This window comes from Lysinibacillus sp. FSL K6-3209, assembly GCF_037976175.1.
Classification (GTDB): Bacteria; Bacillota; Bacilli; order Bacillales_A; family Planococcaceae; genus Lysinibacillus; species Lysinibacillus sphaericus_D.
On sequence record NZ_CP150264.1, the window covers coordinates 978,009 to 1,004,339 of the forward strand.

26 protein-coding genes and 1 other annotated feature are annotated in these 26,331 nt (G+C 38.3%); of the genes, 25 read left to right on the forward strand and 1 reads right to left on the reverse strand.

The annotated features are described in order from the left end of the window. The first annotated feature begins 84 nt into the window (after positions 1-84). From mraY to ileS, 19 genes are all read left to right on the forward strand, one after another. The gene (gene mraY, locus MHH88_RS04615) at positions 85-1,056 is read left to right on the forward strand and encodes a phospho-N-acetylmuramoyl-pentapeptide-transferase (RefSeq protein WP_024362143.1); all 972 of its coding nucleotides are present in this window, start codon (positions 85-87) and stop codon (positions 1,054-1,056) included. Then, positions 1,056-2,405 carry a UDP-N-acetylmuramoyl-L-alanine--D-glutamate ligase gene (murD, locus tag MHH88_RS04620; RefSeq protein ID WP_339261697.1) on the forward strand — a complete coding sequence of 450 codons (1,350 nt, stop codon included), beginning with the start codon at positions 1,056-1,058 and terminating at the stop codon, positions 2,403-2,405. The genes mraY and murD overlap by 1 nt, the downstream gene beginning before the upstream one ends. 40 nt (positions 2,406-2,445) lie before the next feature. Then, entirely contained in the window at positions 2,446-3,525 is a 1,080-nt protein-coding gene (gene ftsW / locus MHH88_RS04625; protein ID WP_339261698.1) for a putative lipid II flippase FtsW, read from the forward strand. A gap of 21 nt (positions 3,526-3,546) precedes the next feature. Then, the gene (locus MHH88_RS04630) at positions 3,547-4,380 is read left to right on the forward strand and encodes an FtsQ-type POTRA domain-containing protein (RefSeq protein ID WP_024362140.1); all 834 of its coding nucleotides are present in this window, start codon (positions 3,547-3,549) and stop codon (positions 4,378-4,380) included. After that, entirely contained in the window at positions 4,358-5,086 is a 729-nt protein-coding gene (locus MHH88_RS04635; protein ID WP_339261699.1) for a DUF881 domain-containing protein, read from the forward strand. Before MHH88_RS04630 ends, MHH88_RS04635 begins: the two co-directional genes overlap by 23 nt. A 150-nt stretch (positions 5,087-5,236) precedes the next feature. Next, a complete protein-coding gene (locus tag MHH88_RS04640) occupies positions 5,237-5,956 on the forward strand; it encodes a DUF881 domain-containing protein (protein WP_103977324.1) in 720 nt (239 codons plus the stop codon). Between the two features lie 3 nt (positions 5,957-5,959). Continuing rightward, entirely contained in the window at positions 5,960-6,331 is a 372-nt protein-coding gene (locus MHH88_RS04645) for a small basic family protein (protein WP_069510250.1), read from the forward strand. A gap of 94 nt (positions 6,332-6,425) precedes the next feature. Then, entirely contained in the window at positions 6,426-7,709 is a 1,284-nt protein-coding gene (gene ftsA, locus MHH88_RS04650) for a cell division protein FtsA (RefSeq protein WP_024362136.1), read from the forward strand. Positions 7,710-7,762: 53 nt separating this feature from the next. Then, positions 7,763-8,920 (forward strand): cell division protein FtsZ, encoded by a 1,158-nt coding sequence (gene ftsZ / locus MHH88_RS04655; RefSeq protein WP_339261700.1) that lies wholly within the window; start codon positions 7,763-7,765, stop codon positions 8,918-8,920. Between the two features lie 201 nt (positions 8,921-9,121). Next, positions 9,122-9,955, forward strand: coding sequence for a sigma-E processing peptidase SpoIIGA (locus MHH88_RS04660; protein WP_103977323.1), 834 nt, complete (start codon positions 9,122-9,124; stop codon positions 9,953-9,955). A gap of 13 nt (positions 9,956-9,968) precedes the next feature. Beyond that, the gene (sigE, locus tag MHH88_RS04665) at positions 9,969-10,676 is read left to right on the forward strand and encodes an RNA polymerase sporulation sigma factor SigE (RefSeq protein ID WP_024362133.1); all 708 of its coding nucleotides are present in this window, start codon (positions 9,969-9,971) and stop codon (positions 10,674-10,676) included. Positions 10,677-10,790: 114 nt separating this feature from the next. Further along, on the forward strand, positions 10,791-11,564 hold the full coding sequence (gene sigG / locus MHH88_RS04670; protein WP_024362132.1) for an RNA polymerase sporulation sigma factor SigG: 774 nt from the start codon (positions 10,791-10,793) through the stop codon (positions 11,562-11,564). A 216-nt stretch (positions 11,565-11,780) separates the two neighbouring features. Further along, positions 11,781-12,017, forward strand: a complete 237-nt coding sequence (locus MHH88_RS04675) for a YlmC/YmxH family sporulation protein (protein WP_024362131.1) — start codon at positions 11,781-11,783, stop codon at positions 12,015-12,017. 171 nt (positions 12,018-12,188) lie between these two features. Continuing rightward, positions 12,189-12,893: a YggS family pyridoxal phosphate-dependent enzyme gene (locus MHH88_RS04680; protein ID WP_339261701.1), complete on the forward strand. Its 705-nt coding sequence runs from the start codon at positions 12,189-12,191 to the stop codon at positions 12,891-12,893. Beyond that, the gene (locus MHH88_RS04685; RefSeq protein ID WP_069510245.1) at positions 12,877-13,371 is read left to right on the forward strand and encodes a cell division protein SepF; all 495 of its coding nucleotides are present in this window, start codon (positions 12,877-12,879) and stop codon (positions 13,369-13,371) included. Before MHH88_RS04680 ends, MHH88_RS04685 begins: the two co-directional genes overlap by 17 nt. A 20-nt stretch (positions 13,372-13,391) precedes the next feature. Further along, entirely contained in the window at positions 13,392-13,670 is a 279-nt protein-coding gene (locus MHH88_RS04690; RefSeq protein WP_024362128.1) for a YggT family protein, read from the forward strand. 115 nt (positions 13,671-13,785) lie between these two features. After that, the gene (locus tag MHH88_RS04695; protein ID WP_339261702.1) at positions 13,786-14,574 is read left to right on the forward strand and encodes an RNA-binding protein; all 789 of its coding nucleotides are present in this window, start codon (positions 13,786-13,788) and stop codon (positions 14,572-14,574) included. Between the two features lie 95 nt (positions 14,575-14,669). Then, on the forward strand, positions 14,670-15,194 hold the full coding sequence (locus tag MHH88_RS04700; RefSeq protein WP_024362126.1) for a DivIVA domain-containing protein: 525 nt from the start codon (positions 14,670-14,672) through the stop codon (positions 15,192-15,194). Positions 15,195-15,303: 109 nt separating this feature from the next. Further along, positions 15,304-15,525: a binding site (T-box leader), on the forward strand. Positions 15,526-15,718: 193 nt separating this feature from the next. Beyond that, complete coding sequence (gene ileS / locus MHH88_RS04705) at positions 15,719-18,487, forward strand: isoleucine--tRNA ligase (RefSeq protein WP_339261703.1); 2,769 nt, start codon at positions 15,719-15,721, stop codon at positions 18,485-18,487. Positions 18,488-18,668: 181 nt separating this feature from the next. Here ileS and MHH88_RS04710 read toward each other — a convergent pair whose 3' ends face one another. After that, positions 18,669-19,847 (reverse strand): AraC family transcriptional regulator, encoded by a 1,179-nt coding sequence (locus MHH88_RS04710; RefSeq protein ID WP_069510240.1) that lies wholly within the window; start codon positions 19,845-19,847, stop codon positions 18,669-18,671. A gap of 245 nt (positions 19,848-20,092) precedes the next feature. Here MHH88_RS04710 and MHH88_RS04715 point away from each other — a divergent pair, with 245 nt between their 5' ends. The 6 genes from MHH88_RS04715 to MHH88_RS04740 all read left to right on the forward strand — a co-directional run bounded on the left by MHH88_RS04715 (position 20,093) and on the right by MHH88_RS04740 (position 26,127). After that, positions 20,093-20,422: a hypothetical protein gene (locus tag MHH88_RS04715; RefSeq protein ID WP_024362123.1), complete on the forward strand. Its 330-nt coding sequence runs from the start codon at positions 20,093-20,095 to the stop codon at positions 20,420-20,422. A gap of 23 nt (positions 20,423-20,445) precedes the next feature. Further along, positions 20,446-22,014 carry a cation acetate symporter gene (locus MHH88_RS04720; protein WP_069510236.1) on the forward strand — a complete coding sequence of 523 codons (1,569 nt, stop codon included), beginning with the start codon at positions 20,446-20,448 and terminating at the stop codon, positions 22,012-22,014. A gap of 572 nt (positions 22,015-22,586) precedes the next feature. After that, complete coding sequence (gene lspA, locus MHH88_RS04725; protein ID WP_069510235.1) at positions 22,587-23,066, forward strand: signal peptidase II; 480 nt, start codon at positions 22,587-22,589, stop codon at positions 23,064-23,066. Further along, entirely contained in the window at positions 23,063-23,974 is a 912-nt protein-coding gene (locus tag MHH88_RS04730) for an RluA family pseudouridine synthase (RefSeq protein ID WP_339261704.1), read from the forward strand. The genes lspA and MHH88_RS04730 overlap by 4 nt, the downstream gene beginning before the upstream one ends. 279 nt (positions 23,975-24,253) lie before the next feature. Beyond that, positions 24,254-24,796: a bifunctional pyr operon transcriptional regulator/uracil phosphoribosyltransferase PyrR gene (pyrR, locus tag MHH88_RS04735; RefSeq protein ID WP_024362119.1), complete on the forward strand. Its 543-nt coding sequence runs from the start codon at positions 24,254-24,256 to the stop codon at positions 24,794-24,796. 20 nt (positions 24,797-24,816) lie between these two features. After that, positions 24,817-26,127 (forward strand): solute carrier family 23 protein, encoded by a 1,311-nt coding sequence (locus MHH88_RS04740; protein ID WP_069510232.1) that lies wholly within the window; start codon positions 24,817-24,819, stop codon positions 26,125-26,127. Positions 26,128-26,331 lie beyond the last annotated feature (204 nt).

The following is a 26,331-nucleotide window of genomic DNA, read 5'->3' on the forward strand; positions in this document are numbered from 1 at the left end:
TATGAAGGGTAGTAATAATTATATGAGAGTTTGTACTTTTTTCGTGAAGAAGAAAGTGAAACAAGATTTAAAGGAGATTTTTCAATGAAACTCGCAACAACGCTTACCATTTTAGCTATTGCTTTTATAGTAACAGTTATCTTGGCACCAATTAGTATTCCACTTCTTCGTCGATTGAAGTTTGGGCAAAGTATTCGTGAAGAAGGACCAAAATCGCACATGAAAAAAGCAGGTACACCAACGATGGGAGGCATTATCTTTTTAATCGCCATCATCCTTACAACAGTTGGCATTGGTAGCTTTTTAGATTTATTCACCTCACAAACCGTGGTCCTTTTACTTGTGCTCGTAGGCTTTGGCTTGATTGGCTTTTTAGATGACGGCTTGAAGGTTATCTTTAAACGCAATCTAGGGTTAACATCTATTCAAAAGTTAATAGGGCAAATTGTCATTGCAATACTTGCATACTTCTTATTACACGCAAGTTCTTTTGATACAACGTTAGCTATTCCTTTTACAGACTGGACAATTGATCTTGGTATTTTTTATGTAGCGTTTTTAATTTTCTGGTTAGTTGGTTTTTCTAATGCTGTCAACCTAACGGATGGTCTAGACGGGCTTGTGGCAGGTACAGCATCTATTGCTTTTGCGGCATTCGGTGTTATTGCACTATTCCAAGATCAAGCTGATATCGCTTTATTTACATTTGCGGTAACAGGTGCTTTGTTAGGGTTTTTACTATTCAATGCAAACCCTGCAAAGGTATTTATGGGGGATACTGGTTCACTTGCACTCGGTGGTGCATTAGCGATGGTATCTGTCTTAGTTAAAGAAGAGTTTTTACTTGTCTTAGTTGGATTAGTGTTTGTGATTGAAACACTATCTGTCATTTTGCAGGTGGGTAGCTTTAAAATTCGCAAAAAACGTATTTTTAAGATGAGTCCTATCCACCATCATTTTGAATTATCAGGTTGGTCAGAATGGAAAGTTGTACTTGTCTTTTGGTCAACTGCTTTAGCAGTAGCATTGATTGCAGTCTTATCGGAGGCGTTCTAATGAGAGAGTATACAGATTTACAACATAAAAAAGTCCTTGTTTTAGGCCTAGCTAAAAGTGGTGTTGCAGCAGCGGAGATTTTACATGAGCTTGGCGCCTTTGTGACAGTCAATGATTCTAAGCCGTTTGATGAAAGCCCTGATGCACAAGGTCTATTGCAAAAAGGAATTACCGTTATTTGTGGTCGTCATCCAGAGGATTTACTGGATGAAGGCTTTGAAATAGTCGTTAAAAATCCAGGTATCCCTTACAGCAATAATATCGTAGCAGATGCGATAAAACGTGAAATTCCTGTATGGACAGAAATAGAGCTTGCCTATTTAATTAGTGATGCACCATTTATCGGTATTACAGGTTCTAATGGTAAAACGACAACGACGACATTAATATTCGAAATGCTGGAAAATGGTGCGAAGAAGCCATTAATCGCAGGTAATATTGGGACAGTAGCTTGTGGTGTGGCAAAAGAAGCACAAGAAGATAATGTCATTGTGACAGAGCTTTCGTCTTTCCAACTGATGGGCACTAAAACATTTAAACCAAAAATTTCTATATTAACAAATCTTTATGATGCACACCTTGATTATCACGGTACGTTTGATAACTATGCTGAAGCAAAATTTGGCGTAACACGCAATCAAGATGAAACAGATTATTTCATTTTCAATGCGGATCAGCCGATTGTTGTAGGCTATGCTGCAAAATCCAATGCACAGAAAGTGCCGTTTTCTTCGAAGGGACGTACTGAGCAAGGGATTAGCGCTGATGATACAACAATCTATTGGCAAGGTGAACCGTTTATGGACAGAGCGAGTATTGCGTTGCCGGGTAAACATAATTTAGAAAATATTTTAGCGGCGGTAGCAGCTTGTATATTGATTGGCTGCGAAAAAGCTAAAATGGAAGAAGTTTTAGCTAAATTTGGAGGTGTTCGTCACCGTACCCAATTTGTCCGTGAGTGGAATGGTCGAAAAATTTACAATGATTCTAAAGCAACTAATTGTCTAGCTACGAAAAGTGCGCTAGATGCATTCCAAGCACCCGTTATTTTGCTAGCGGGTGGTTTAGACCGTGGACATTCTTTTGAAGAGTTACGACCTTGCATGGGGCATGTCAAAGGTGTAGTAGCATTCGGTGAAACGGGCTTACGCTTTGTAGAATTTGCTAAGTCTTGTGGTGTTCCACAAACGGTCATTGCTCAAAATGTAGAAGATGCGGTACATTATGCCGCACCAATGTCTGCAGAAGGAGATGTTATTTTACTATCACCTGCATGTGCAAGTTGGGATCAATATGACAGCTTTGAAATCCGCGGGGATGTTTTTATTGATGCTGTAATGAAGCTGTAATGAGCCTGTAACTATTTTAGAATATACTTGACGTGGAAGGATGGCATTACTGAGAGGGAAAGAAAGCTATTTATTGCTCGTCACAACTTTGATGCTATCAGTAATCGGCATTATTTTCGTCTATTCTGCAGGTACCTATTGGAGTGCCGTTCATTATAGTGGAAAAATGCCGTTTTATATGAAACAAAGTTTGTATTTTGGGGTAGGCATTGTCGTGTTTTTGATCACGGTTCGATTAGAAATCTTGAAAGAGCAATCCTTTTGGAAGATGGCTTATCTATTTTCGTTGGTTTTACTTGTCCTTGTTCTTATACCAGGGATTGGTCTTGAGCGAAATGGTTCACAAAGTTGGATTGGTGTAGGACCATTAACAATACAACCTGCTGAACTAACGAAAATTACCGTTCTTGTTTACATGAGTCATATCTTGGCGCAACATAAAACCGGAACACCAGTAGTAAATTGGCGTCATGCCGTTATAGTAATAATACCGGTTGCGCTGATTATGCTTCAGCCCGATTTTGGCTCTGTTTTTATACTCGTTGTCTCTGTTTTTTTACTGTTATTTGTGGCAGGGTATCCGTTAAAACTTTATGCAATGATTATGGTAGCGGGAGTTGCTGGATTAGTAGGATTGATTGCAACGGCACCGTATCGACTTAAACGAATTGAAGCGTTTCTTGATCCATGGGCCGACCCTTTAGTCAGTGGATTTCAGGCTGTACAATCGTTAATGGCAATTGGTCCAGCAGGGATTTTTGGACATGGCTTTGGCCAAAGTAGACAAAAGTTTTTGTATTTACCTGAACCACAAAATGATTTTATTTATGCCATTATTTTAGAAGAAATCGGTTTAGTAGGTGGACTTGTTATTTTAGCGCTGTTTGTGTTGACAATTTACGCTGGTTATAAATTTGCAGTACAGGCTAAATCAAGAACATCCTATTACGCCATTATTGGACTTGTGACAATGTTAACGGTGCAGGCATTTTTAAATATTGCAGTAGTTATCGGTTTGGTTCCTGTAACCGGTGTCACATTACCTTTTATTAGCTATGGTGGAACATCTTTAGTAACAATGTGGTTAATAATAGGTATTATTTATCAATTAGCGAAATAAATATAAAGGAGGAGTACTTTTATGGAGAAAGTAATTGATATAGAAGATCGCATACCTACGCTAAAACTGCGACGAAAAAAGCGTACAAATCGTAAATTCATAGTCCTAATATTACTTTTCTTTTTGGTGCTAGCTGTACTCCTTTATTTTCAATCTCCTTACAGTGATATTAAAAACATTACGGTGAACGGTGCTAAACTAGCTGACGAACAATATTATTTAGATGCTAGTACACTTGCACCAGGAAAGTCGATGTGGGGTTTTACGGTTAAAGATGTAGAGCAGGCTATATTGAAGGACAAATGGGTGCAAGAGGTACAAGTAAAGCGTAAATGGCTGAGAGGCGTAACGATTGATATTAAGGAATGGAAAAAAGTTGCGTATCTAGCGGGTGATGGAACCTATTATCCATTATTAGAGAATGGTAAAAAATTCGAGCAAGCTGGTGACAATATCCCCATTGATGCGCCCGTTTTTATTGGCATAACGGGGGAAAAAACAATTAACAAGCTTGTAGAGCAATTAGCCCGATTAAAACCTGAAGTTTTAGCTTTAATCTCACAAGTCAATACTAACAGTAATGAGGCCAATCCTAATGCGGTCAAGCTTTATATGAATGACGGCTATGAAGTACGTGCAGTGATACCAACATTAGCTGAAAAGCTAAATTATTATCCATCCATTGTTGCGCAAATTGCAGATTTAGAAAAGGGTGTTATCGACATAGAAGTCGGCTCTTATTACCGGCCCTTTAATGATGAGTACAACAAAGTGAACATTGATATGGAGGACAACCCTGATGGAAAAGTGGCCAATCAGGAAGTGAATGAAGATGAACAACAAGAAACAGAATAGCAAAGGGAACTTCTTTACGAGGAAACAATTTGAGCTGCTCATCGTTTGCATAACAACAGGGTTTATCATCGGCTATTCTTACAACCAAGCGAAAGACAATCGCCAAACTAGCGCCATTAAATCAGAGCTATTTGAACAAGAAGATTCATATCGTGAGGAGCTCATTGAACAACAAGAGCGCAATAAAGAACTAACAGAAGAAGCCAACTTGTTACAAGAAAAAATTCGGCACTATGAAAAGAAATTTGCATCAAATGAAAAGGACTCTAAGAAATTAGTTCAAGAAGCAGAAGATTTACGCTTACTATTAGGTGATTTAAATTCAGAAGGAAAGGGTATACGTATTACGCTTCAAGATGGTGATTACGATCCTAAATCTGCAAACCCTAATGATTATATCGTCCACGAAAGTCATGTTTTTAAGTTGCTAAATGAATTAAAAATTTCTGGGGCACAAGCGATTGCCATTAATGGACAACGGGTCATGGCGAATTCTTACATTAGATGTAATGGTCCTGTTATTACAATTGACGGCAAGCAACACCCAGCTCCATTTGTCATCGAGGCTATTGGGGATTCAGGGACACTCCGCGCTTCATTGAACTTAAGTGGTGGTGTAGTAGATCAATTGTTAAATGACAACATTGTGGTGTCCTTAGAAGAAAATCAAAAGTTAATGATGCCTAATGTAAAAGTAGAAAGTTAACTACAGCGATTCTATGTATGAACATGGGCTGAAAGTTATGTTAAGCCTCCTGTGGATGTCCTAGATAATGATTTGTATTTATGGAATGCAAAGTCTAAATTTGATGATATCAAGGAGTAATTGTTTGCGATGCGTCTAGGAGGGGCTATTTTGAAAAAAAATATGTACACCCGAATAACGATCGTGCTATTTATTATCGGTTTGATGATAGCGGTACAATACAATACCATTCAAAAACCAGCTGAGCGAGATACACGAGATATTTGGGCCATACGAGAGGAATTAGCAGAAGAAAAGAAAAGGCATTCCACATTATTAGCAGATATTCGCTCACTCAATGAGGTAGTGGGTCGCTATGAGCAATCTGAAAAAACTAATTTACAAGGTGTTTTAAATGAGACAGTAAATCGTTTAAAGCAACAGGCAGGTCTTACGGATATAACAGGTCCTGGGGTGATACTTCGAGTGGAGCCAGCCCCAGAATTAGTAGCAATGGGGTATGAAATAAAAGAGATTTCTCCAGACTTACTTACCCAATTACTGAATGAATTATTTAAATATGATGCTGCTAGTGTTGCAATTGATGGAAATCGTATTGTTCATACCACAGCTATTAGGGACATAAACGGGAAAACAACGGTGAACAGTGTAGCACTTTCTTCGCCGCCATTCGAAATTTATGTTGGGACAACGACATTTAAAGCAGCTCAAAAAATGTATAATTCCATTCAAGCTTCCACATTTATCGATTCATTTTATTTAGATAATTTTAATTTAGTAATAGAGGAGCCGACTGAATTGGTAACCATACCGGCATACGATCAGCCGTTGACGAATGATTATTTAACAGAAGTCAAAAAAGGAGAATAAACTATGTGGCTACCATTTCTAGGTTTGGTGTTGGGACTAGCACTAGGCTTGTTAACAAATATCCAAATCCCCTCTATTTATGAAAATTATTTGTCTATAGCAGTGCTGGCTGCTTTAGACACGTTATTTGGCGGTATACGAGCTCAATTACAGCATGTATATGACGATAAAGTATTTGTATCAGGTTTCTTTTTTAATATAGTTCTTGCGGCGGGACTGGCATTTTTAGGTGTGAATTTAGGTGTAGACTTATATTTAGCAGCCATTTTCGCTTTTGGAGTACGTTTGTTCCAAAATATAGCAATCATTAGGCGTATTTTACTAACTCGGTTAGATGAAAAACGTCACAACAAGAAGAAAACTTCCATAGAATGAGAGAAAAATTGACCAAAATACTCGATTTGCTTAGACATTATGCAAGATTTACAATAGAATGAAATTAAGAGCATTTTCAAGGAGGTGCAGCGAATTGAATCAGCAGGAATTGTATATATCACTCGATATAGGATCTTCCTCTATCAAAGTATTAATAGGTGAAATGAGCGACGGACAATTACATGTAATTGGGGTCGGTAATGTAAAATCGAATGGTGTTCGAAAAGGTGCGATTGTTGATATTGATGCAACAGTTCAGTCTATTCGAAAAGCAGTAGAACAAGCAGAGCGGATGACTGGTTATCAAATCGACGAAGTCGTTTTAGGCGTTCCAGCGAACCAGACGATGTTACAACTAGTTAAAGGTGTTGTCGCTGTAAATAGTGAAAATAGAGAAATTACAGATGATGATTTAGACAGAGTGGTAGAATCTGCACAAGTCATGTCAATACCTCCTGAACGTGAATTAGTCAACATCATTCCTAGACAGTTTATAGTAGATAATTTAGATGAAATTAAAGATCCACGAGGTATGATAGGTATTCGTCTCGAAATGGACGCGACAATGATTACGACCTCTAAAACGTTGTTACACAATGTACTTCGTTGCGTAGAGAAAGCAGGATTAAGCATTAGAGAAATATATTTACAACCACTAGCTGCTGGTTTTTTTGCATTAACGGAAGATGAGAAAAACCAAGGTACAGCATTTATTGAATTGGGTGGTGGCTCAACGACTATTGCAGTATTTGAAGAAGGGCTACTGACACATACTGGTGTTATTCCGGTAGGTGGCGATCATATTACAAAAGACATTTCAATTGTTTTAAAAACACCGACAGATCAAGCGGAGCAAATAAAACACCAATTTGGACATGCCTTTTACGATGATGCTTCAGACGATGAACTGTTTGAAGTGCCAGTTGTAGGTACAGATTCTAGGGACCAGTACAGCCAACGCTATATTTCTGAAATTATTGGTGCAAGATTAGAAGAACTATTTGAACTAGTAATTGATGAGTTAGCACGTTTAGGCGTTCGCGATTTGCCAGGCGGTGTTGTTTTAACAGGTGGTGTTGCAAAGCTAGATGGTATTGCTCAATTAGCACGCCAAATACTGCAAACGCGTGTTAGAATATATACTCCAGATTATATTGGCGTTAGAGAGCCTTCATTTACGACGGCAGTTGGACTGATTCGTTACGCCTATTTAGAAGATGATTTTTACGGAAAAGGTACGAATACGCAGCCTATTGAATATGCGGTTGTCGGTGCACAAGCGCCTGCATCTAAAAAGCAAGAATATGCTGCACCTTCAGAATCAAAAGGAAGCGTAATCGGTAGAGCAAAAAAATTATTTGATAAATTTTTTGATTAACTTGAATGCGTAATGAATGATACAGAGTCGAGTTACCGTGGGAGGAAAAAAGAATGTTAGAATTTGATACAAGTGTCGATCAACTTGCAGTTATAAAAGTCATTGGTGTGGGTGGTGGCGGTAACAACGCTGTTAACCGAATGATAGAGCATGGTGTACAAGGCGTTGACTTCATCGCTGTAAACACGGATGCACAGGCTTTAAATTTATCGAAAGCTGAAATTAAGCTACAAATCGGTACAAAGCTTACACGTGGCTTAGGAGCAGGAGCTAATCCAGAAGTAGGGAAGAAGGCGGCAGAAGAAAGCCGTGAGCAATTAGAAGAAGTATTACGCGGAGCGGATATGGTATTCGTTACAGCCGGAATGGGCGGTGGCACAGGTACTGGTGCTGCACCAGTTATCGCACAAATTGCCCGCGATTTAGGCGCTTTAACTGTTGGTGTCGTAACACGACCGTTTACTTTTGAAGGACGCAAACGACAAACACAGGCAATCGGTGGTATCGGAGGCATGAAAGAAGCCGTAGATACATTGATCGTTATTCCAAACGACAAGCTCTTACAAATTGTCGACAAATCGACTCCGATGTTGGAAGCTTTCCGTGAAGCGGATAACGTTTTACGTCAAGGTGTACAAGGTATTTCGGATTTAATTGCAACACCAGGTCTTATCAACCTAGACTTTGCGGACGTAAAAACAATTATGTCTAACAAAGGTTCTGCGTTAATGGGTATTGGTATTGCGACAGGTGAAAATCGTGCAGCAGAAGCTGCTAAAAAAGCAATTTCAAGTCCATTACTTGAATCATCTATTGATGGCGCTAAAGGTGTACTGATGAACATTACAGGTGGTTCTAACCTTAGCTTATTTGAAGTACAAGAAGCGGCAGATATTGTGGCATCGGCTTCAGATGAAGAAGTGAATATGATCTTCGGTTCGGTTATTAATGAAAATTTAAAAGACGAAATCATTGTTACGGTGATTGCAACAGGCTTCTCTGAAGAGGCATTACAACAACACAGAGGAAATGTGCGTCCGAGCATTAATAATAATCGACAAGCTGCTCAACAACAACAAGCGCCTATTCGTGAGCAACGTCAAGAAGTTCATGTACAACAAGAACAACCGCGTCAAAATCATCAAAATTATGCACAAGATGATATGTTAGAAGTCCCTGCATTTTTACGTAACCGCAAAAATCGTGGATAATCAAAACTCGTATTTTACATCATGTAAAATACGAGTTTTTTAAGTGCCAGTCACGCAAACAATTCTGAATTGTTTGCGTGACTGGCACTTTTTGTGTAAGGAAACGATGTTTTTTGTCAAAACATTTTTAGGAAATCATGCGATTGTTTGACAATATTTGTAGCGCTGGCATGCTAACTTTGTAAGTAGGAGGCGGCTGTTATGTATGGAGAATGGCTGGTGCTCATTAATACGCTTTATAATCTAGCAATACTGACGTTTACAGCAAAAGTTACAGGCGTTTTTGTAAAGAATACGAGATTATTAATGAGTTCAATAATTAGTAGTTTAATAGCTGTAATTGGTGGTCAAACGCTGCTTACGATTGTGCTAAGTTTCATTGTACTAATCGGTCTAGCCTTTCGCTTTAAGCTTCGAAGCTTTCAAAAGCAAGGACCGATTGTCCTGACAGCTACGATTGTTATCGGTGGACTGTTAACAGCATTACAACCGTATTTAAAGAATCTTTCTGTCATGCATTTTATTGTGATTTGCTTATTGCTCGCAGTTGGTAATTTAATCATTTTTTATAAGCAATGGGGCTTTGTTAAGTTGGAGAGAGTAAGTGGACAATTTGTATTTCAAACAATCTTGAAGGTTTTTGACAAAGAAATTCCACTTTCGGCATTTGTAGATACAGGCAATCAATGTATCGAGCCGTTATCGGGAAAACCTGTCCATTTTGTTTCCTATGCAGCGCTACGGCCTTATTTACCAGCGACAATTCGTGAAGCATTAATGCAGTGGCAAGAAACAGATCCTTACGATGTATCAATGTTTTCAGTAGATTATCAGCGTCTTATTCGATTTATTCATGTTAATACTGTACAGCAACAAACAGTAGTTTTAGGTTTTCGCTTTGATGAATGGCATATAAAAGGGGAGTCATCACAAGTGAAAACAAATGAATATATCGTGTTAACGAAAAAAGCTAAAAATTTTCCACATAGCACAGCAGCAATTTTACATTTTTCAGCGCTTTCAAATAACTCATAGAGGGGGAGAACTATTGCTTCTTAGGCTACTTGCTAGCTTGAAAAAATTATGGGGTAAGTTTCGGAGTCGTGAAACGTACTATATAGGGGGAAATGATTCATTGCCAGTGCCACTAAGTCGAGAAGAAGAAGTCACAGTCATTGCATCCTTTATGAACGGAGATTTACGAGCTAGAGATACACTTATTGAACGTAATTTACGTCTTGTTGTTTATATTGCTAGACGTTTTGATAATACGGGTACGCCGATTGAAGATTTAATTAGTATTGGTTCGATTGGCTTAATAAAGGCGATTGAAACGTTCAATACAGATAAAAATATTAAACTTGCCACGTACGCATCACGTTGTATTGAAAATGAAATTTTGATGCATTTACGTAAAACGAGTCGCATGAAGGGTGAAGTTTCACTAGATGAGCCACTAAATTCTGATGCTGACGGAAATGAATTACTATTGTCTGATATTTTAGGCACAGAGGAACATATTATTTTAGATAATGTTGAAAAGAAAATTGAACGTCAACATATGTTCCATGCCATTAATTTATTAGGTGCACGTGAAAGATATATTATGGAATGTCGGTTCGGTTTAAACGGTAAAATTGAAATGACACAAAAAGAAGTAGCCGATCATTTAGGTATTTCGCAATCATATATTTCTAGGCTAGAAAAGAAAATTATTCAAGATTTACGAGAAAATTTAAATCAGCCAATTTCTTAGATAGGGAAATTTATCCTACCTAAAATTGGTCACGCTTTTTCTGCATATTCTCGATTCTGTCGGACAAACTGATGTAACGGTTTAGTCAGAGAATAACATCCGGAGGAATCGAATATGCGAACAAAAGTAGATCTTTGCGGCTTAGATACATCGACTTTGCCAATTTTAAAGCACGAAGAAATGAAGGAACTCTTCATTCGATTACAAGCAGGAGAAACTGAGATTCGGGAAGAGCTTGTAATGTGCAATTTAAGGTTAGTGCTAAGTATTGTCGGACGATTTGCCTATAGGGGTGAACAGGCAGATGATTTATTTCAGGTAGGCTGTATTGGCCTCATGAAAGCCATTGATCATTTCGATTTAAAGCATAATGTAAGATTTTCAACATATGCTGTACCAATGATCATTGGTGAAATTCGTCGCCATCTGCGTGATCATCATGCACTACGTGTTTCTCGTTCTCTTAGAGATATTGCGTATAAGGCGATGCAGGCAAAAGAACAATGGATAACCGATAATTTGCGAGAACCAACGATTGAAGAAATTGCTGAAATGATTGACATGAAAAAGGAAGATGTATTATTTGCTTTAGATGCCATTCAAGACCCAGTTTCATTACAAGAGCCTATTTATGCAGACGGTGGAGACGCTGTTTATATGATGGACCAATTACGTGATGATGATGTATCGGAAGATCAATGGGTTGCCTACGTGTCGGTGAAGGAAAGCTTGCAAAAATTAGATGTACGTCAGCAAATGATTGTAGCAAAGCGTTTTTATTATGGTGAGACACAAACTGAAATTGCCAAAGAATTAGGGATTTCCCAAGCGCAAATTTCACGTCTTGAAAAAAATGCCATTGAAACGATGCAGAAAGATTATAAGTGAGTAGACAATGCGCACCCGAAACTTTCGGTGCGCATTTTATCTTCATTTAAAATAAAACGATGGTACATGTCATAGATTTTATTAAAGCTAATAAAGAACAATAATGTGAGGATGTTGCTTTGTGTAGCAGCAAGTTAGCATGTAACAATGCAAGTTGTAGCTTAAATAAAAATTGACACTGGTATGAGTGGTATTGATTTACTAGGAGGGATACAAATGCGTTTCTCAATGTTACAGCAAAAAGAAGTAATAGAAGCAGGCAATGGACGTTTTTTAGGCTTTGTCGTAGATGCAGAGGTATCGAAAGAAACTGGCTATGTAACTGCGTTTATGATTGCGGAGCCGAGAAAGTATCTAGGTTTTTTTAGAGGAGAAGAGTCGATTAGAAAAGTCCATATGAAGGATGTTCTTGTTGTAGGAAAGGATGTCATTCTAGTAAAGGCATTATCGTAGAATCATAGCATCTGTGTGGCTTGCTTCTATTTTTTGAACAGTAAGACTGTAGCCCCTCATGTCGTTTAAGCAACGTGAATGTATCAGTATTAATAGGTCAGGCTATTCATTGATAAATCAAGAGTTGCTTGTTACAATAAAGGAAACTAAGTTGTAAAGTTGGGAAAAACAGTGACGAAGATCTTAACAAATTTAGACAAAATTAATAGTCAAATACAAGTAGCACAACAACGCTCAAATCGTAAAGCAACTAACGTACAAATTATTGCTGTAACGAAAGAGGTTTCCGTTGAACGAACACAAGAAGCAATTGATGCAGGGCTTATACATTTAGGTGAAAATCGTCCTGAGGGCTTAAAGCAAAAAATTGAAGCCATTCAAGCAAATGTACACTGGCATTATATTGGATCATTACAAACTCGAAAAGTAAAACAAGTTATTAATGAAATTGATTACTTACATTCATTAGATCGTTTAAGTTTAGCTGAAGAGATTGAAAAAAGAGCAACAAAACCTGTAAAATGTTTTGTACAAGTTAATGTGTCAGGTGAACAATCAAAGCATGGTTTAACGATTGATGACGCAGTTACATTTATTGAATCTTTACAAAACTTTACGAAAATTCAAGTTGTAGGTCTAATGACAATGGCACCAAATACAGAGGACGAAACAATTATTCGCTCTGTTTTTAAGCAATTAAAACAATGTCAACAGCAAATAGCCGAACGAGGATTCGCACACGCGCCTTGTACCGAGTTATCAATGGGCATGTCTAATGACTTTGAAATAGCGGTAGAGGAAGGAGCTACATTCGTTCGAGTCGGAACGGCTCTTGTTGGAAATGAAAGAGGGGAACAGGATGAGCATGAAAAATAAAATTAAAAACTTCTTTTATCTTGAAGAAGAATTAGAAGAAGAAATCACGCAAGCTCCTATTCAACAGCAACAACCCGTACAGCAACAACCGATTCATGCAGCTAAACCTAAAAAGGTCATTAAGGAACGTAAAGCACAGATTCATGAAATTGTACCGCAAAGTACAGCTGCCAATAATAATATTGTCAGTTTACAAGCAGCTATGAATACAAAGGGTGCGAAAGTTGTATTAGTAGAACCGAGAGTTTATGCAGAGGCACAAGATATCGCAGAAAACTTAAAGAACAAACGTGCAACGATTGTTAATCTACAACGTATCGAACGAGAACAAGGTATAAGAATCATCGACTTTTTAAGTGGTACAGTCTATGCACTTGGTGGAGACATTCAACGTATAGGCAAAGATATTTTCTTATGCACACCAGATAATGTAGAAGTGTCTGGCGAAATTTCCAATTTTATTTTAGACGATAATTAATAGCGAGGATTGTAGTTTATATGACTTTATATATCATTTTGCATTATGTGGATTTAGCATTTACTGTGTATTCATTTATGCTAGTTGCATATGTTTTAATGTCTTGGGTACCTGCTGCTCAAAGTTCAGCAATTGGCCGTTTTTTAGAAAAAGTATGTGAGCCGTATTTAGGGATTTTCAGAAAATTTATTCCAACTATCGGTATGATTGATATTTCTCCGATTGTAGCAATATTTATGTTGAATTTTATTAAAAACGGACTTTTTATTGTAATTCAAAAAATATTCTTTATGTTTTAGTCAAAATCCTCACAGTTGGTGGGGATTTTTTGTGTAAAGGGGAAATACTAGGCTTAAAAAAGTAGTAGTTTCTAATGAATGAACAAATGGATGAGGTAGATGAGGTGAACGATAGATGGAGCATTTAATACAACATTTTAGGAAGGACGAGCAACCCTTTATTGAGCAAGTAGTAAGCTGGCAGCGCGAGGTGGAAGATCGTTATGCCCCTAAACTTACTGATTTTTTAGACCCAAGACAGCGTTTTATTGTAGCATCTGTTATTGGGCAAAACAATGTGCTCCATACAACAAGTGATGGTCTATTTCATGAGGCAGAACGTCAGCGCATGCTTATTTTCCCAACATATTTTGAGCCCCAGAAGGAAGATTACCAGCTGAAAGTCTTTACTATTCACTATCCTGCAAGGTTTGTGCAATTACGTCATCCCGATGTACTCGGTGCCCTTTTATCACTGGGCCTTGATCGTGCCAAATTCGGGGATATTCGCGTCAATGAACAACAAGTACAGTTTGTCGTAGCGGAAGAGGTGGCAGATTATATACGCCTTCATTTAACGGGGATTGGGAAAGTAAAAGTACATGTCGAATCAATGAAAGAGTTCCAAGCACTTATCGAAAATGAAGAGGACTGGCAGGAGGAGTCACATACGGTGTCTTCTATGCGTTTAGATGTCATTATTGCAACGGTATTAAAGGTTTCTCGTCAAAAAGCTCAAGCACTTATTACAGGAAAAAAAGTGCGAGTAAACTGGACTGAACGAGATACAGTTGCTTTTGAGTGTCAAGAAGGTGATATTTTGTCCATACGTGGAAGTGGTCGAGTGAAAATAATAATGACTGAAGGCCGAACAAAGAAAGATAAAATCCGTTTACAAATCGGTCGATTGACCCAAAAAGGCTAAAAAACATGTAATTTCCATTTATTTTTACTGCTAAGTTGTTAGAACAATTGTATAATAAGAATTACGAATGTACATGTAAAGGAGAGAAGGATCGTATGCCATTATCACCTATTGATATACATAATAAGGAGTTTACAAAATCTTTCAGAGGATATGCTGAAGATGAAGTAAATGAATTTTTAGATCAAATCATTAAAGATTATGAAAAATTACTGCGTGAAAAAAAAGAAGTCGATAAGCAATTAGAAATGGCTTTAGAGCAAGCGAGACATTTTAATTCTTTAGAGGAAACATTACAAAAATCTATAGTGGTTGCCCAAGAGGCGGCTGATGAAGTACGCAGAAATTCGCAAAAAGAAGCAAAGCTTATTGTGAAGGAAGCAGAAAAAAATGCTGATCGCATCGTCAATGAGGCATTAACGAAAGCACGTAAAGTAACAATCGAGATAGATGAACTGAAAAAACAATCAAAGGTTTTCCGCAATCGTTTTAAAATGCTTGTAGAAGCACAGTTAGATTTACTGAATGCAGATGATTGGGATCATTTATTGCAGTATGATATTGATTTAACCGAAATTCAGTCTTCTGTTGAGGAAGCGCAAGAGTCAGAAGAAATGTAAATAAGGCTTTTACTTAAAAGTGAAGGTATCATGTGATGAATATGACTTGACGCAATTCGTGGATTTCCATATACTATTGTAATAGTAAATAAAATAAGCACTTATATGCATAGAGGCAGAGACGAAGACAGTATTTGTTAGGCGTTGACAAGCGATTTGGGGATAGTGGGAGCCCATACAAGCAAATAACAAAGAAAATCACTTCTGAGCTAAATAACTGAACGGCTAGTAAGTTATTTCGGAGCGCACAACGTTAACGTGCTTTCAAGCGGTAGTATATTATGTACTACAACTAGGGTGGTACCGCGAGTTCAAGCTTCTCGTCCCTTACAGGGATTGAGAGGCTTTTTTGTTGTTACTGTTTTGACTTTTAGGGCAACATTCGCAGGACATTCGAAATAGCATCGTTTTTAAAAAAAGCGCAAGTCGTGTTGCATTTACTTTGCTGAGGCTTTGAAGAAGCTGCATGCCATGAATGCTAAGCAGTTGTTCTCTGTTTGCGAAAAATAAAGGAGGAATTACAAATGGTGGAGTATAAAGAAACCTTATTAATGCCGAAAACGGATTTTCCTATGCGTGGGAACTTACCAGCAAATGAACCAAAAATGCAAGAAAAATGGAATGAGATGGACATCAATAAATTACAAATGGAGCGTACAGCTGGTCGCCCAGAGTATGTGTTACATGATGGCCCCCCATATGCAAATGGTGATATTCATATTGGCCATGCGTTAAATAAAGTGATAAAAGATATGATTACACGCCATCGCTCCATGACTGGCTATCATGTCAACTATATTCCAGGTTGGGATACACATGGTTTACCAATTGAACAAGCTTTAACAAACAAAGGTGTTAAACGTAAAGAAATGTCCATTGCAGATTTCCGTGAGCTTTGTGAAAAATATGCTTATGAGCAAATTGACAATCAGCGTGCACAATTCCGCCGTCTAGGTATTCGTGGCGATTGGGAAAACCCATATATTACGTTAAAACCAGAATTTGAAGCGCGCCAAATTGAAGTATTCGGTAAAATGGCGGAAAAAGGCTATATTTATAAAGGTTTAAAACCTGTATATTGGTCGCCTTCATCTGAGTCAGCATTAGCGGAAGCAGAAATTGAATATAAAGATGTTAAATCAGCTTCTATTTATGTCAGCTTTGCTATTAAAGACGCAAAAGGTGTTGTGCCAGCCGATGCGAAATTTATTATTTGGACGACTACACCTTGGACACTACCTGCAAACTTAGGGATTTCGTTAAATCCAGAGTTTATCTATGTGGTTGTGGCGGTAGCAGATAAAAAATTCATTATCGCGAAAGAATTGTTAGAAACAGTTGCAAAAGAGCTTGAATGGGAAACGTACGAAGTTGTGCAAGAAGTAAAAGGGGAAGCATTAGATCGTCTTGTAGCACAACATCCATTCTACGACCGTGAATCGCTTGTGATGGTCGGGGAACATGTTTCTGCTGAAGCAGGTACAGGTTGTGTTCATACAGCTCCAGGACATGGTGAAGATGACTATCAAATTGGGAAAGCTTATGGTTTACCTATTCTTAGTCCAGTGGATAACAGCGGTTGTTATACAGACGAAGCACCAGGTTTTGAAGGTGTCTTCTACAATGATGCAAACAAAATGGTTACTGCCAAATTAGAAGAAGTTGGCGCACTTGAAAAATTAAGCTTCTTTACGCACTCGTATCCACATGACTGGCGTACGAAAAAACCAGTTATTTATCGTGCTACACCACAATGGTTTGCGTCTATAGATGCCTTCCGTGATGAATTATTAGCAGCGGTTAAATCGACGACATTTACACCTGCTTGGGGTGAAACACGTCTTTATAATATGATTCGTGATCGTGGCGATTGGGTTATTTCTCGTCAACGTGCATGGGGTGTACCAATTCCAATTTTCTATGCTGAAAATGGTGAACCAATCATTACACCAGAAACAATTGCGCATATTTCTGCATTATTCCGTGAACATGGTTCAAATATTTGGTTCCAAATGACTGCGAAAGAATTATTGCCAGAAGGCTTTACACATCCAGGTAGCCCGAATGGTGAGTTTACGAAAGAAAATGATATTATGGACGTTTGGTTTGACTCAGGTTCATCTCACCAAGGTGTGCTAGTCGAACGTGGACTGAAATATCCAGCAGATCTTTACTTAGAAGGTTCTGACCAACACCGTGGATGGTTTAACTCTTCGTTAATTACATCTGTGGCGATTAATGGCCATGCGCCTTATAAAGGCTTATTAACGCATGGTTTCGTTCTTGATGGCGATGGTCGCAAAATGAGTAAGTCACTAGGAAACGTTATTATCCCTCAAAAGGTAATGGACCAATATGGTGCTGATATTTTACGTCTATGGGTAGCATCTGTAGATTATACGGCTGATGTGCGTATTTCTATGGATATGTTAAAACAAGTGTCTGAAGTGTACCGTAAAATCCGTAATACATTCCGTTTCTTACACGGTAATGTAGCTGATTTCAATCCACAAAAAGATCGTGTAGCCTATGCAGATTTACGCGAAATGGATCAATACATTTATATGCGTTTACAAGATGTCTTAAAAACGGTGCGTGCTGCTTACGACCGCTATGATTTTGCGGCTGTCTACCATGCGGTGAATAACTTTGTTGCTGTAGAATTATCTTCTTTCTACTTAGACATCGCAAAAGACGTTGTTTATATTGAAGGGCATGACAATAAAGACCGTCGTGCAATGCAAACAGTCATGTATGATACATTAATGACATTAGTAACAGTCATGACACCAATTATTCCACATACAACGGATGAGGTTTGGTCTTACTTACATGCACAAGGTGTTGTAGAAGAGGTGTCAGTGCAATTAACTGATTTCCCATCAGTAGATGAGCAAGCAAACTTTGAGGAGCTTCGTGGCAAATGGGCAGCGATTATCGAAGTGCGTGATGATATTCTAAAAGCATTAGAAGAAGCGCGTAATGCTAAAACAATCGGTAAGTCTCTTGAAGCGAAAATAACAGTTTATGCTAACCCAGAAGTGTTAACATTATTGCATGATGCAAACATTGATTTTGCCCAACTTTCTATCGTTTCTGCTTTTGAGGTAGCAGCAATTGAATCAGCTCCTGCTGAAGCGTTAGCGTTAGAACATGTTTCTATTGTTGTTGAAAAAGCAACAGGCGAAAAATGTGAGCGTTGCTGGTCAATTTCTGCAACAGTTGGAACAAATGAAGCACATCCAACAGTGTGTGCTCGTTGTGCCGAAGTTGTTGAAAAATATTATGTATAAAAATTAATGAACAATGAGCAGCTCGATGATTTTAGATCGGCTGCTCATTTTTTGAATGCGTGGAAAATGTTGAACATACCGATCCAAATTAAGAACATAGTGGAAAGTAGACCATAAATGGGAGGTAAGCGAGGATGTCTAGATGAATAGGTTTTAGGATACAAACATGCAAAAGTAATCTTTATTTAAACAATATTTCGATTGTGTTTCGGTAATCCGTTGGAGATATTCCTACATATTTTTTAAATGTAAGGCTGTAATAATTGGGTGTATTAAAGCCAGAGCTTGCTGCGATTTTTTCAATGGTGTAGTCAAATTTCCGCAAGTATGGGAGTGTTTTAATTATGCGTGTATACGCTACATAATCGACAAAATTACGACCCGTTTCTTTTTTAAATAATCGGCTAAAGTGAGTAGGACTAAAATTAATAGATTTTGCTACATCGCTAATAACTAGCTGTTCATCGTAATGCTCCTCAATGTAGTGAATAGCCTTTTGTAGCTGTTCATGCTTCGTTAAATCCTCATAAAATCGTATATGAATATTATCGACTGGTGGCTTTCTACGTGCTTTTCTAGCTTGACTATAGGATTCTTTGACTTGCATAGATTGCAAAAAAACACCACCAATGCCCATAAAAAGATGGATACTATAATCGTTTTTCAATTGCTCAATCACTGTCAGTAAAGTAGTGACACCCTCTTCCCAATGTTTAAAGGATGTATACGTTATAGGAATCCGCATGAGCAGTAATAAATAACGCTCGAAATTTAAAAAGGACAACGGTGCTTTATCGGCAAAGTGTTGACGAAAAACATTTGTAATTACACTACTAGCATCATAAGGAATCGGTCGGTTGTGCTGAATATCTACGTAGCCTTGAATTAAGAAAACGATATTGGGAATACAGTCAGTTGATAAAAAGGAAGAGGCTTGTACAATTTCCTGTTCATTGTTGATTTCTCCCCGTATTAAGCGTCTCAAAAACGCTTCGCGAAACGGCGATGTATGATCTTGAGGAAATTGTTGCGAAAGTTCAAGCATCGTGACTGTACTTGCTTGCTGTTCTTTATAGGAAGTATAAAGCTTTTTTACAATTCGTAAAAACTTTTGTTTGTGCAACGGTTTTATTAGAAGCGCTTGTAAATTTAATTCAATGGCAATACCAGCCGAGTAAGCTAGGTGTACTGCAACAATCGGGACAATTATACTGTTAGGATAATGTTTCTTTAAACGATTGACCTTAATCCAATCAAATAATCCCCTAATTTCATAGACGAATATAACTACTTCATGTGCACTTGGTTGTGTACATTCAGTAAATGTGTTAGGGAGGAATTCTTCTAACCACCCTAGCATTTGCTGTTTTTCAATTGAATTCTCAACGTACCATACGACGCCTAAAATACTAAACAGCCCCTTTCTAAAGTCAAAAAATATAATGAAGGTTACTAGAAATATTTTAACTTAAAATAGCAATATTTTGTACTAATACAGCAAAATATTGTACCTATATTATTGGAAAAATAGAATAGAATAGTTGTAGTGAATAATAATTTGAAATTTCAGATAATTATTCATCTATACAAAAGGGGGTTAGTAATATGGCAGGAAGTCATGATTACGAGTATGTAGAAGCTGGAACTGTAGATGTGAAAGATTTGCCACCGTTAGATCCGACAACACATAAAATTATGAAGGATGAGTTTACTACAGGATTTAGCTTAACGGTATTTTATTTTATTTTAATTTTTACTATTCCAGTGATGAATTGGTTTGCTCCTGAATTTGCATTTAAGAAATTGTGGGGCGGTATGACCGTTACTTGGTTTGTTACGACAATCGTCATGATGTTGATGGCTTTTGTCATTGCCTTTGTGCATACGACATTGTATGAAAAGCGCTTGAAAAAATATGAGATGTCAACGAAGTAGTGCAACTTAAGGGGGTAGGTTGAATGTTAGAGACAATTTTAGAACCAAAAATGTTATTAACAATTGCCCTAATGGGAACGATTGTATACATTACGTATTTAACGAAAAAAAATACAACAGCATCTGATTTCTTCGTTGGGGGACGGAGCTTTGGATGGTTTACGAACGGTTCAGCTATAGGGGGAGACTATTTAAGTGCAGCTACATTTTTAGGGATTGCTGGTTTAACCTTTCAATTAGGCTATGATGGAGCCTATTATGCATTTTGCTTCTCGATTGGTTTGACGCTATTAGCTATTTTTGTTGCTGGGCCATTAAGAAGATTTGGTGCATTTACCGTAGCAGACTTTTTAGCCTATCGCTTTCATAGTAGACGAGCTCGTTTAGCCGCAGTCATTGTAGTTTTAGCAATTTCAGGTTTCTATGCGGCGCCACAGCTACTAGGCGCAGCACAAATATTAAGTATGTTCTTTGGGACTTCTTATGAATTTGGTATTATTTTCACATGTGTCGTGATGATTTTCTATGTAGGAATCGGTGGTATGAAGGGCACGACGATCAACCAAGCATTAGAGCTGTGGATTCGTCTAGGTGCATTTATTGTGATGCTTATTGCAGCGATGTATGGTGGCTTGCATTACGATAAAATTTTAGCAGCCATCAATTCCTTTAATGGACCTATTACTGGGACATCACCGTATGCCTTGGATGGAAGCGATATAAATTTTGATGGTGCCGCATGGACGGGGACAGGCTTCTATTTCCCGACGTTTTGGCAAACGATTAGTATGACCATTGGTTTAGCATTAGGTACGATAGGGTTACCGCATATTTTATTGCGTTTTTATACAAATCCGAGTGCTAAGGCTGCACGTAAATCTGCTTTAATGGCGATTGGTATTGCGAGTGCATTCTTCTTGTTAGCCGTATTTTTAGGGGTTGTTGGTCGTGCTATTTTCATTTCAGGTACTGCGAGTGAGGAAGTAATGAGAGATTTAGTGCTTGGTGGCAATAATATGGTTATTCCAACAACGGCGCTTGCATTAGGGGGCGATTGGCTGCTCGGTCTTGTGATTGCAGGGGCATTCGCTGCTATTTTCTCTAACTTATCAGGATTATTTATTACAAGCTCTGGTGCATTAGCGCATGATTTATATGCTAGCTTTATGAAAAAAGATATTACACAAAAACAGCGTGTAGTTGCTGGAAAAGTGGCGATTGTTATTTTAGGTATTTTATATGGCGGACTTGGGTTACTCGTAAAGGATGCTTCCATCGGTCATTTAGTTGCTTTAGCATTTACGGTTGCCGCAAGTACATTTACACCAATCTTTATATTAGGTATTTGGTGGAGAGGGATGACCGAAAAAGGAGCAATTGCAGGGTTAGTGATTGGTCTCCTCGTGTCGATGTGGATGATTTTCTTACCAGGAACACTTCCAAGTTTCCTACAATTCAAAATCCCTGGCATCGTAACAGTACCAGTCGGTTTCCTATCTGTTATTGTTGTGTCATTATTAGATCGTAAAGTACCTGCTGATGTAAACGATTTCATGAAGCGAGTGCACTCGAAGGAATCCGAAACTGCATAGATGATTAACATTGCACGTTAGTTCTTTTAGTGAAGAAAGCATAGACGGTAGACCCATTCAAATTTCTTTGAGTGGGTCTACCGTTTTTTAAACTTCTATAAAAATTGTACGAAAAACGTAAAAGCTTACTATATTAAGACGGCTAGACTAAACAGTGAGACCGCTGTTGAAAAGCGTCACCATCTTGATGTATTTTTTCAAACCAGAATATCATATTAGCAGTCGATACTAGTTGATTGGAGTGGAAGGCGCGACACTCCTGCAGGAACAGCACGAGCGGAAAATCCATTTTTGCGGCTTCTGCCGCAAAAATTAGTTGAAGCCGTGCCTGCGGAAAGGGAGCGCCTGGAACGGAAATCAACGGTTTTCTATTTTTGAATGGAAAGCTTCCTCGAATAGAGGGACAACTTGTTGTTTATTAGGAAATGGCTTTAGTAGGATAGCGGCAGGCTATGATTTTTACTTTTGGACTACAGCGTGTGTTTCTGTCATATTTTCATGTTATATTAGTTATTGCTATATAAGCTCTTATGGTAGAATAGGTAGGATGTTGAGTGAACGGAGGAATAGCTGTGTATAAATATTATGGATTGGCCGCTTTTGTCATTATTCTCGATCAATGGACAAAATGGCTAATTGTGAAAAATATGGAGTTTGGTGAACGTATTGCCGTATGGGATCCTTGGTTTGGTATTTTATCTCATCGTAATAGAGGTGCAGCCTGGGGGATGCTTGAAGGGCAAATGTGGTTATTTTCTATCGTGACAATAGGTGTTATTATTGCCATCATTTACTTTTATCATAAAGAGGCAAAGGGCAAGCCTCTTTTTCAAGTGGGCTTAATGCTGTTATTGGGCGGTGCCATTGGTAATTTTATTGACCGTATATTTAGAGGAGAAGTAGTAGATTTTGCCGACGTATTAATCCCTATTATTAATTACGATTTCCCGATTTTTAATATTGCGGATGCAGCATTAACAATTGCCGTTGTCGTATTAATGATTGGTTTAATCGCCGAAGATAAAAAAGAAAAGAAACAGGTGAAACAATGACACAAGTATCATATACAATTGAAGAACAGCAACAAGGAGAGCGCATTGATAAAGCGGTTTCGAGTATACAGAATGAATGGTCTCGTACACAAATTAGCAATTGGATTACAGAAGGAATTGTTAAAGTAAATGGTGAAGCAGTAAAAGCAAAATACAAGGTGAAAGCAGGCGATGTTGTTGAAATCGTCGTGCCAGAGGCAGAACCTTTAGACGTTATTGCTGAAAATTTAGACCTTGAAATCGTGTATGAAGACGCAGATGTACTCGTTGTCAACAAACCAAAAGGAATGGTAGTCCATCCTGCGCCAGGGCATATGACGGGTACACTGGTAAATGGTTTAATGTATCATTGCACAGATTTATCGGGCATAAATGGGATCATGCGTCCAGGTATTGTACACCGAATCGATAAAGACACATCAGGTTTGCTTATGGTAGCGAAAAATGATAAAGCACATGAATCATTAGTTGAGCAGCTTGTGAATAAAACAGTCACACGTAAATACACAGCGCTTGTGCATGGACATATTGCTCACGATAAAGGGACAATTGATGCACCAATTGGACGTGATCAAAAGGACCGTCAAAAACAAGCTGTTGTGGATAAAGGGAAACATGCGGTGACGCACTTCCAAGTAATTGAACGCTTCGGTGATTACACATTAGTAGAGTGTCGTCTTGAAACGGGACGTACACACCAAATTCGTGTCCATATGCAGTATATTGGATTCCCACTTGTTGGCGACCCAAAATATGGACCAAGAAAGACCATTGATTTTGGTGGACAAGTATTGCACGCAGGTGTTTTAGGATTCACGCATCCGACTACTGGCGAATATATGGAGTTTGAAGCACCACTTCCTGTTGATTATGTACAATTATTAGACGAATTAAGAAATAAGGATTGACGGATAATTAAAGAAGGTCTATACTAACGAAAGTGAATGAACGACTTTAACTTAATATTCACCTTTAATGGCAGTCCAGAGAGGCTGAGAAGGTACATGTGAACGTGTTGCTAAAATTTGTGCTGCAAATTTTTCCAACATGCTATTTAAACACGTACTCAACCCTCTCAGGCTATTCGCCTCGAGAGGTTTTTTTATGCCGTTTCAATGATGCTTTTGCAAGTGTGTAAGCATCTGTAACAACCCGATGAAAATAGAGGAAAGAGAGGAGGACAAAAAATGTCAAAAAATGAGCTATTAGATGGGCCATCGATGACAAGAGCATTAACACGTATTGCACATGAGATTATTGAACGCAATAAAGGAATTGACGAATGTATATTAGTTGGGATTAAAACGCGCGGTGCCTTCCTTGCAAGACGCTTAGCAGAACGTATAGAAAAAATCGAGGGTAAAGCGATTCGTACAGGGGAGTTGGACATCACCCTTTATCGAGATGACTTATCAACGAAGCATGAAAATGAACAGGCACATGTCGAGCAAGTAGATATTGATTATGTGGTAGCCAACCAAAAAATTATTTTAGTCGATGATGTACTCTATACAGGACGTACAGTTCGAGCGGCACTAGATGCAGTAATGGATTTAGGAAGACCTGCGCAAATTCAACTAGCAGTGCTAATTGATCGCGGACACCGTGAGCTACCAATTCGAGCGGATTATGTTGGGAAAAATGTTCCGACATCAGGAACGGAACGTATCGTCGTTAATTTACTAGAAGTTGATGGCGAAGATTGCGTCATTATTTATAAAGAAGACTAATTATAAAGTGAGGAAGCGTCATGTCAAAGGCAGTATTAGATATAAATGATAAACCGACCCCAGTCCAATTAGTGACATTAAGTTTCCAACACATGTTTGCTATGTTTGGGTCAACAATTTTAGTACCACAACTGGTTGGGCTTAGCCCAGCAATCGCCCTTCTAACAAGTGGGATTGCCACATTGTTCTTCTTATTAATTACGAAGTTTCAAGTACCAGCCTATTTAGGTTCATCCTTTGCCTTTATCGCACCGATATTAATCGCTGCAGGCGGTTTAGATGACAATGGTTTAAGTGTAAATCCAGGTAATGCTATGATCGGAGCGATGGCAGTCGGAATTACCTACGGCATTGTGTCACTTATAATTTGGAAGAGCGGTTATAAATGGATTATGAAAATCCTTCCGCCTATCGTTGTAGGGCCAGTTATTATGGTTATCGGTCTTGGCTTATCAGGAACAGCAGTTAACATGGCAATGAATGTTGACGGAGAATATAACTTGCTACATTTCTCAGCGGCACTTGTCACATTATTTACAGCGATTATCTTTACCATCTTCTTTAAGGGAATTTTAAGTACAATGCCAATATTAATCGGCTTAATAGTTGGCTATGTCTACTCGATTTTTATCGGGATCGTCAACTTCGAACCAATTAAAGAGGCGAAAATGTTTGCACTACCACATTTTATTATCCCAGGTGTAAATTATGACTTTACGATTACATCGACAATTTTACTCGCGATGGTACCGATTGTGATTGTAACCATTTCAGAACATATCGGTCACCAACTTGTATTAGGAAAAGTAGTCAATCGAGACTATATTAAAGAACCAGGCTTACACCGTTCTTTACTAGGTGATGGCTTTGGGACCTTGATTAGTGCATTTATAGGTGGTCCACCAAAGACAACATACGGTGAAAACATTGGTGTCCTTGCCATTACACGAGTTTACAGCGTATATGTAATAGCAGGTGCGGCAGTCGTAGCAATTGTGCTGTCATTCTTCGGGAAAGCAATGGCGGTGATTGCAACGATTCCAACAGCAGTTCTTGGTGGTGTTTCCATTCTACTGTTTGGTATCATCGCATCAAGCGGTTTACGTATGCTAGTAGACAATCATGTGGACTTTGGTAACAGCCGCAATTTAGTGATTGCCTCTGTTATCCTTGTAATTGGTATCGGCGGTGCGAAATTTATCGTCACAGAATCATTAAGTTTAGAAGGCATGGCGCTAGCAGCGATTATCGGTGTTGTGCTAAATGCAATTCTACCAGGTAAAAAAGAAGCTGATATACCAGTACCATACAATCAAAATAATCAATCATAGTAGTACCTTTTAATGAATTGTCCAGAGAGGCAAAAAAAGGGAAGTTGTGGACAAGCAATAAGTAAGTAATAGGCTTACTATAGTTTGTCACGCCTCCTTATGCCTCGCTGACGACATCAGCGGGGCTTTTACATTATTTAGCCAAATAAATAATGAAGGACGTCATACATAGACGTTCATGACACACAACCTAATGGAGGTACA

Coding starts and splice junctions, on each gene's coding strand:
- MHH88_RS04635 (WP_339261699.1), top strand. CDS start 4,358: ATGAACAACAAGAAACAGAATAGCAAAGGGAACTTCTTTACGAGGAAA.
- murD (WP_339261697.1), top strand. CDS start 1,056: ATGAGAGAGTATACAGATTTACAACATAAAAAAGTCCTTGTTTTAGGC.
- MHH88_RS04740 (WP_069510232.1), top strand. CDS start 24,817: ATGTCAAAGGCAGTATTAGATATAAATGATAAACCGACCCCAGTCCAA.
- pyrR (WP_024362119.1), top strand. CDS start 24,254: ATGTCAAAAAATGAGCTATTAGATGGGCCATCGATGACAAGAGCATTA.
- MHH88_RS04645 (WP_069510250.1), top strand. CDS start 5,960: ATGTGGCTACCATTTCTAGGTTTGGTGTTGGGACTAGCACTAGGCTTG.
- ftsZ (WP_339261700.1), top strand. CDS start 7,763: ATGTTAGAATTTGATACAAGTGTCGATCAACTTGCAGTTATAAAAGTC.
- sigG (WP_024362132.1), top strand. CDS start 10,791: ATGCGAACAAAAGTAGATCTTTGCGGCTTAGATACATCGACTTTGCCA.
- mraY (WP_024362143.1), top strand. CDS start 85: ATGAAACTCGCAACAACGCTTACCATTTTAGCTATTGCTTTTATAGTA.
- MHH88_RS04720 (WP_069510236.1), top strand. CDS start 20,446: ATGTTAGAGACAATTTTAGAACCAAAAATGTTATTAACAATTGCCCTA.
- ftsW (WP_339261698.1), top strand. CDS start 2,446: ATGGCATTACTGAGAGGGAAAGAAAGCTATTTATTGCTCGTCACAACT.
- MHH88_RS04690 (WP_024362128.1), top strand. CDS start 13,392: ATGACTTTATATATCATTTTGCATTATGTGGATTTAGCATTTACTGTG.
- ileS (WP_339261703.1), top strand. CDS start 15,719: ATGGTGGAGTATAAAGAAACCTTATTAATGCCGAAAACGGATTTTCCT.
- MHH88_RS04695 (WP_339261702.1), top strand. CDS start 13,786: ATGGAGCATTTAATACAACATTTTAGGAAGGACGAGCAACCCTTTATT.
- MHH88_RS04730 (WP_339261704.1), top strand. CDS start 23,063: ATGACACAAGTATCATATACAATTGAAGAACAGCAACAAGGAGAGCGC.
- MHH88_RS04700 (WP_024362126.1), top strand. CDS start 14,670: ATGCCATTATCACCTATTGATATACATAATAAGGAGTTTACAAAATCT.
- MHH88_RS04685 (WP_069510245.1), top strand. CDS start 12,877: ATGAGCATGAAAAATAAAATTAAAAACTTCTTTTATCTTGAAGAAGAA.
- MHH88_RS04715 (WP_024362123.1), top strand. CDS start 20,093: ATGGCAGGAAGTCATGATTACGAGTATGTAGAAGCTGGAACTGTAGAT.
- MHH88_RS04675 (WP_024362131.1), top strand. CDS start 11,781: ATGCGTTTCTCAATGTTACAGCAAAAAGAAGTAATAGAAGCAGGCAAT.
- MHH88_RS04630 (WP_024362140.1), top strand. CDS start 3,547: ATGGAGAAAGTAATTGATATAGAAGATCGCATACCTACGCTAAAACTG.
- MHH88_RS04660 (WP_103977323.1), top strand. CDS start 9,122: ATGTATGGAGAATGGCTGGTGCTCATTAATACGCTTTATAATCTAGCA.
- MHH88_RS04710 (WP_069510240.1), bottom strand. CDS start 19,847: ATGCTAGGGTGGTTAGAAGAATTCCTCCCTAACACATTTACTGAATGT.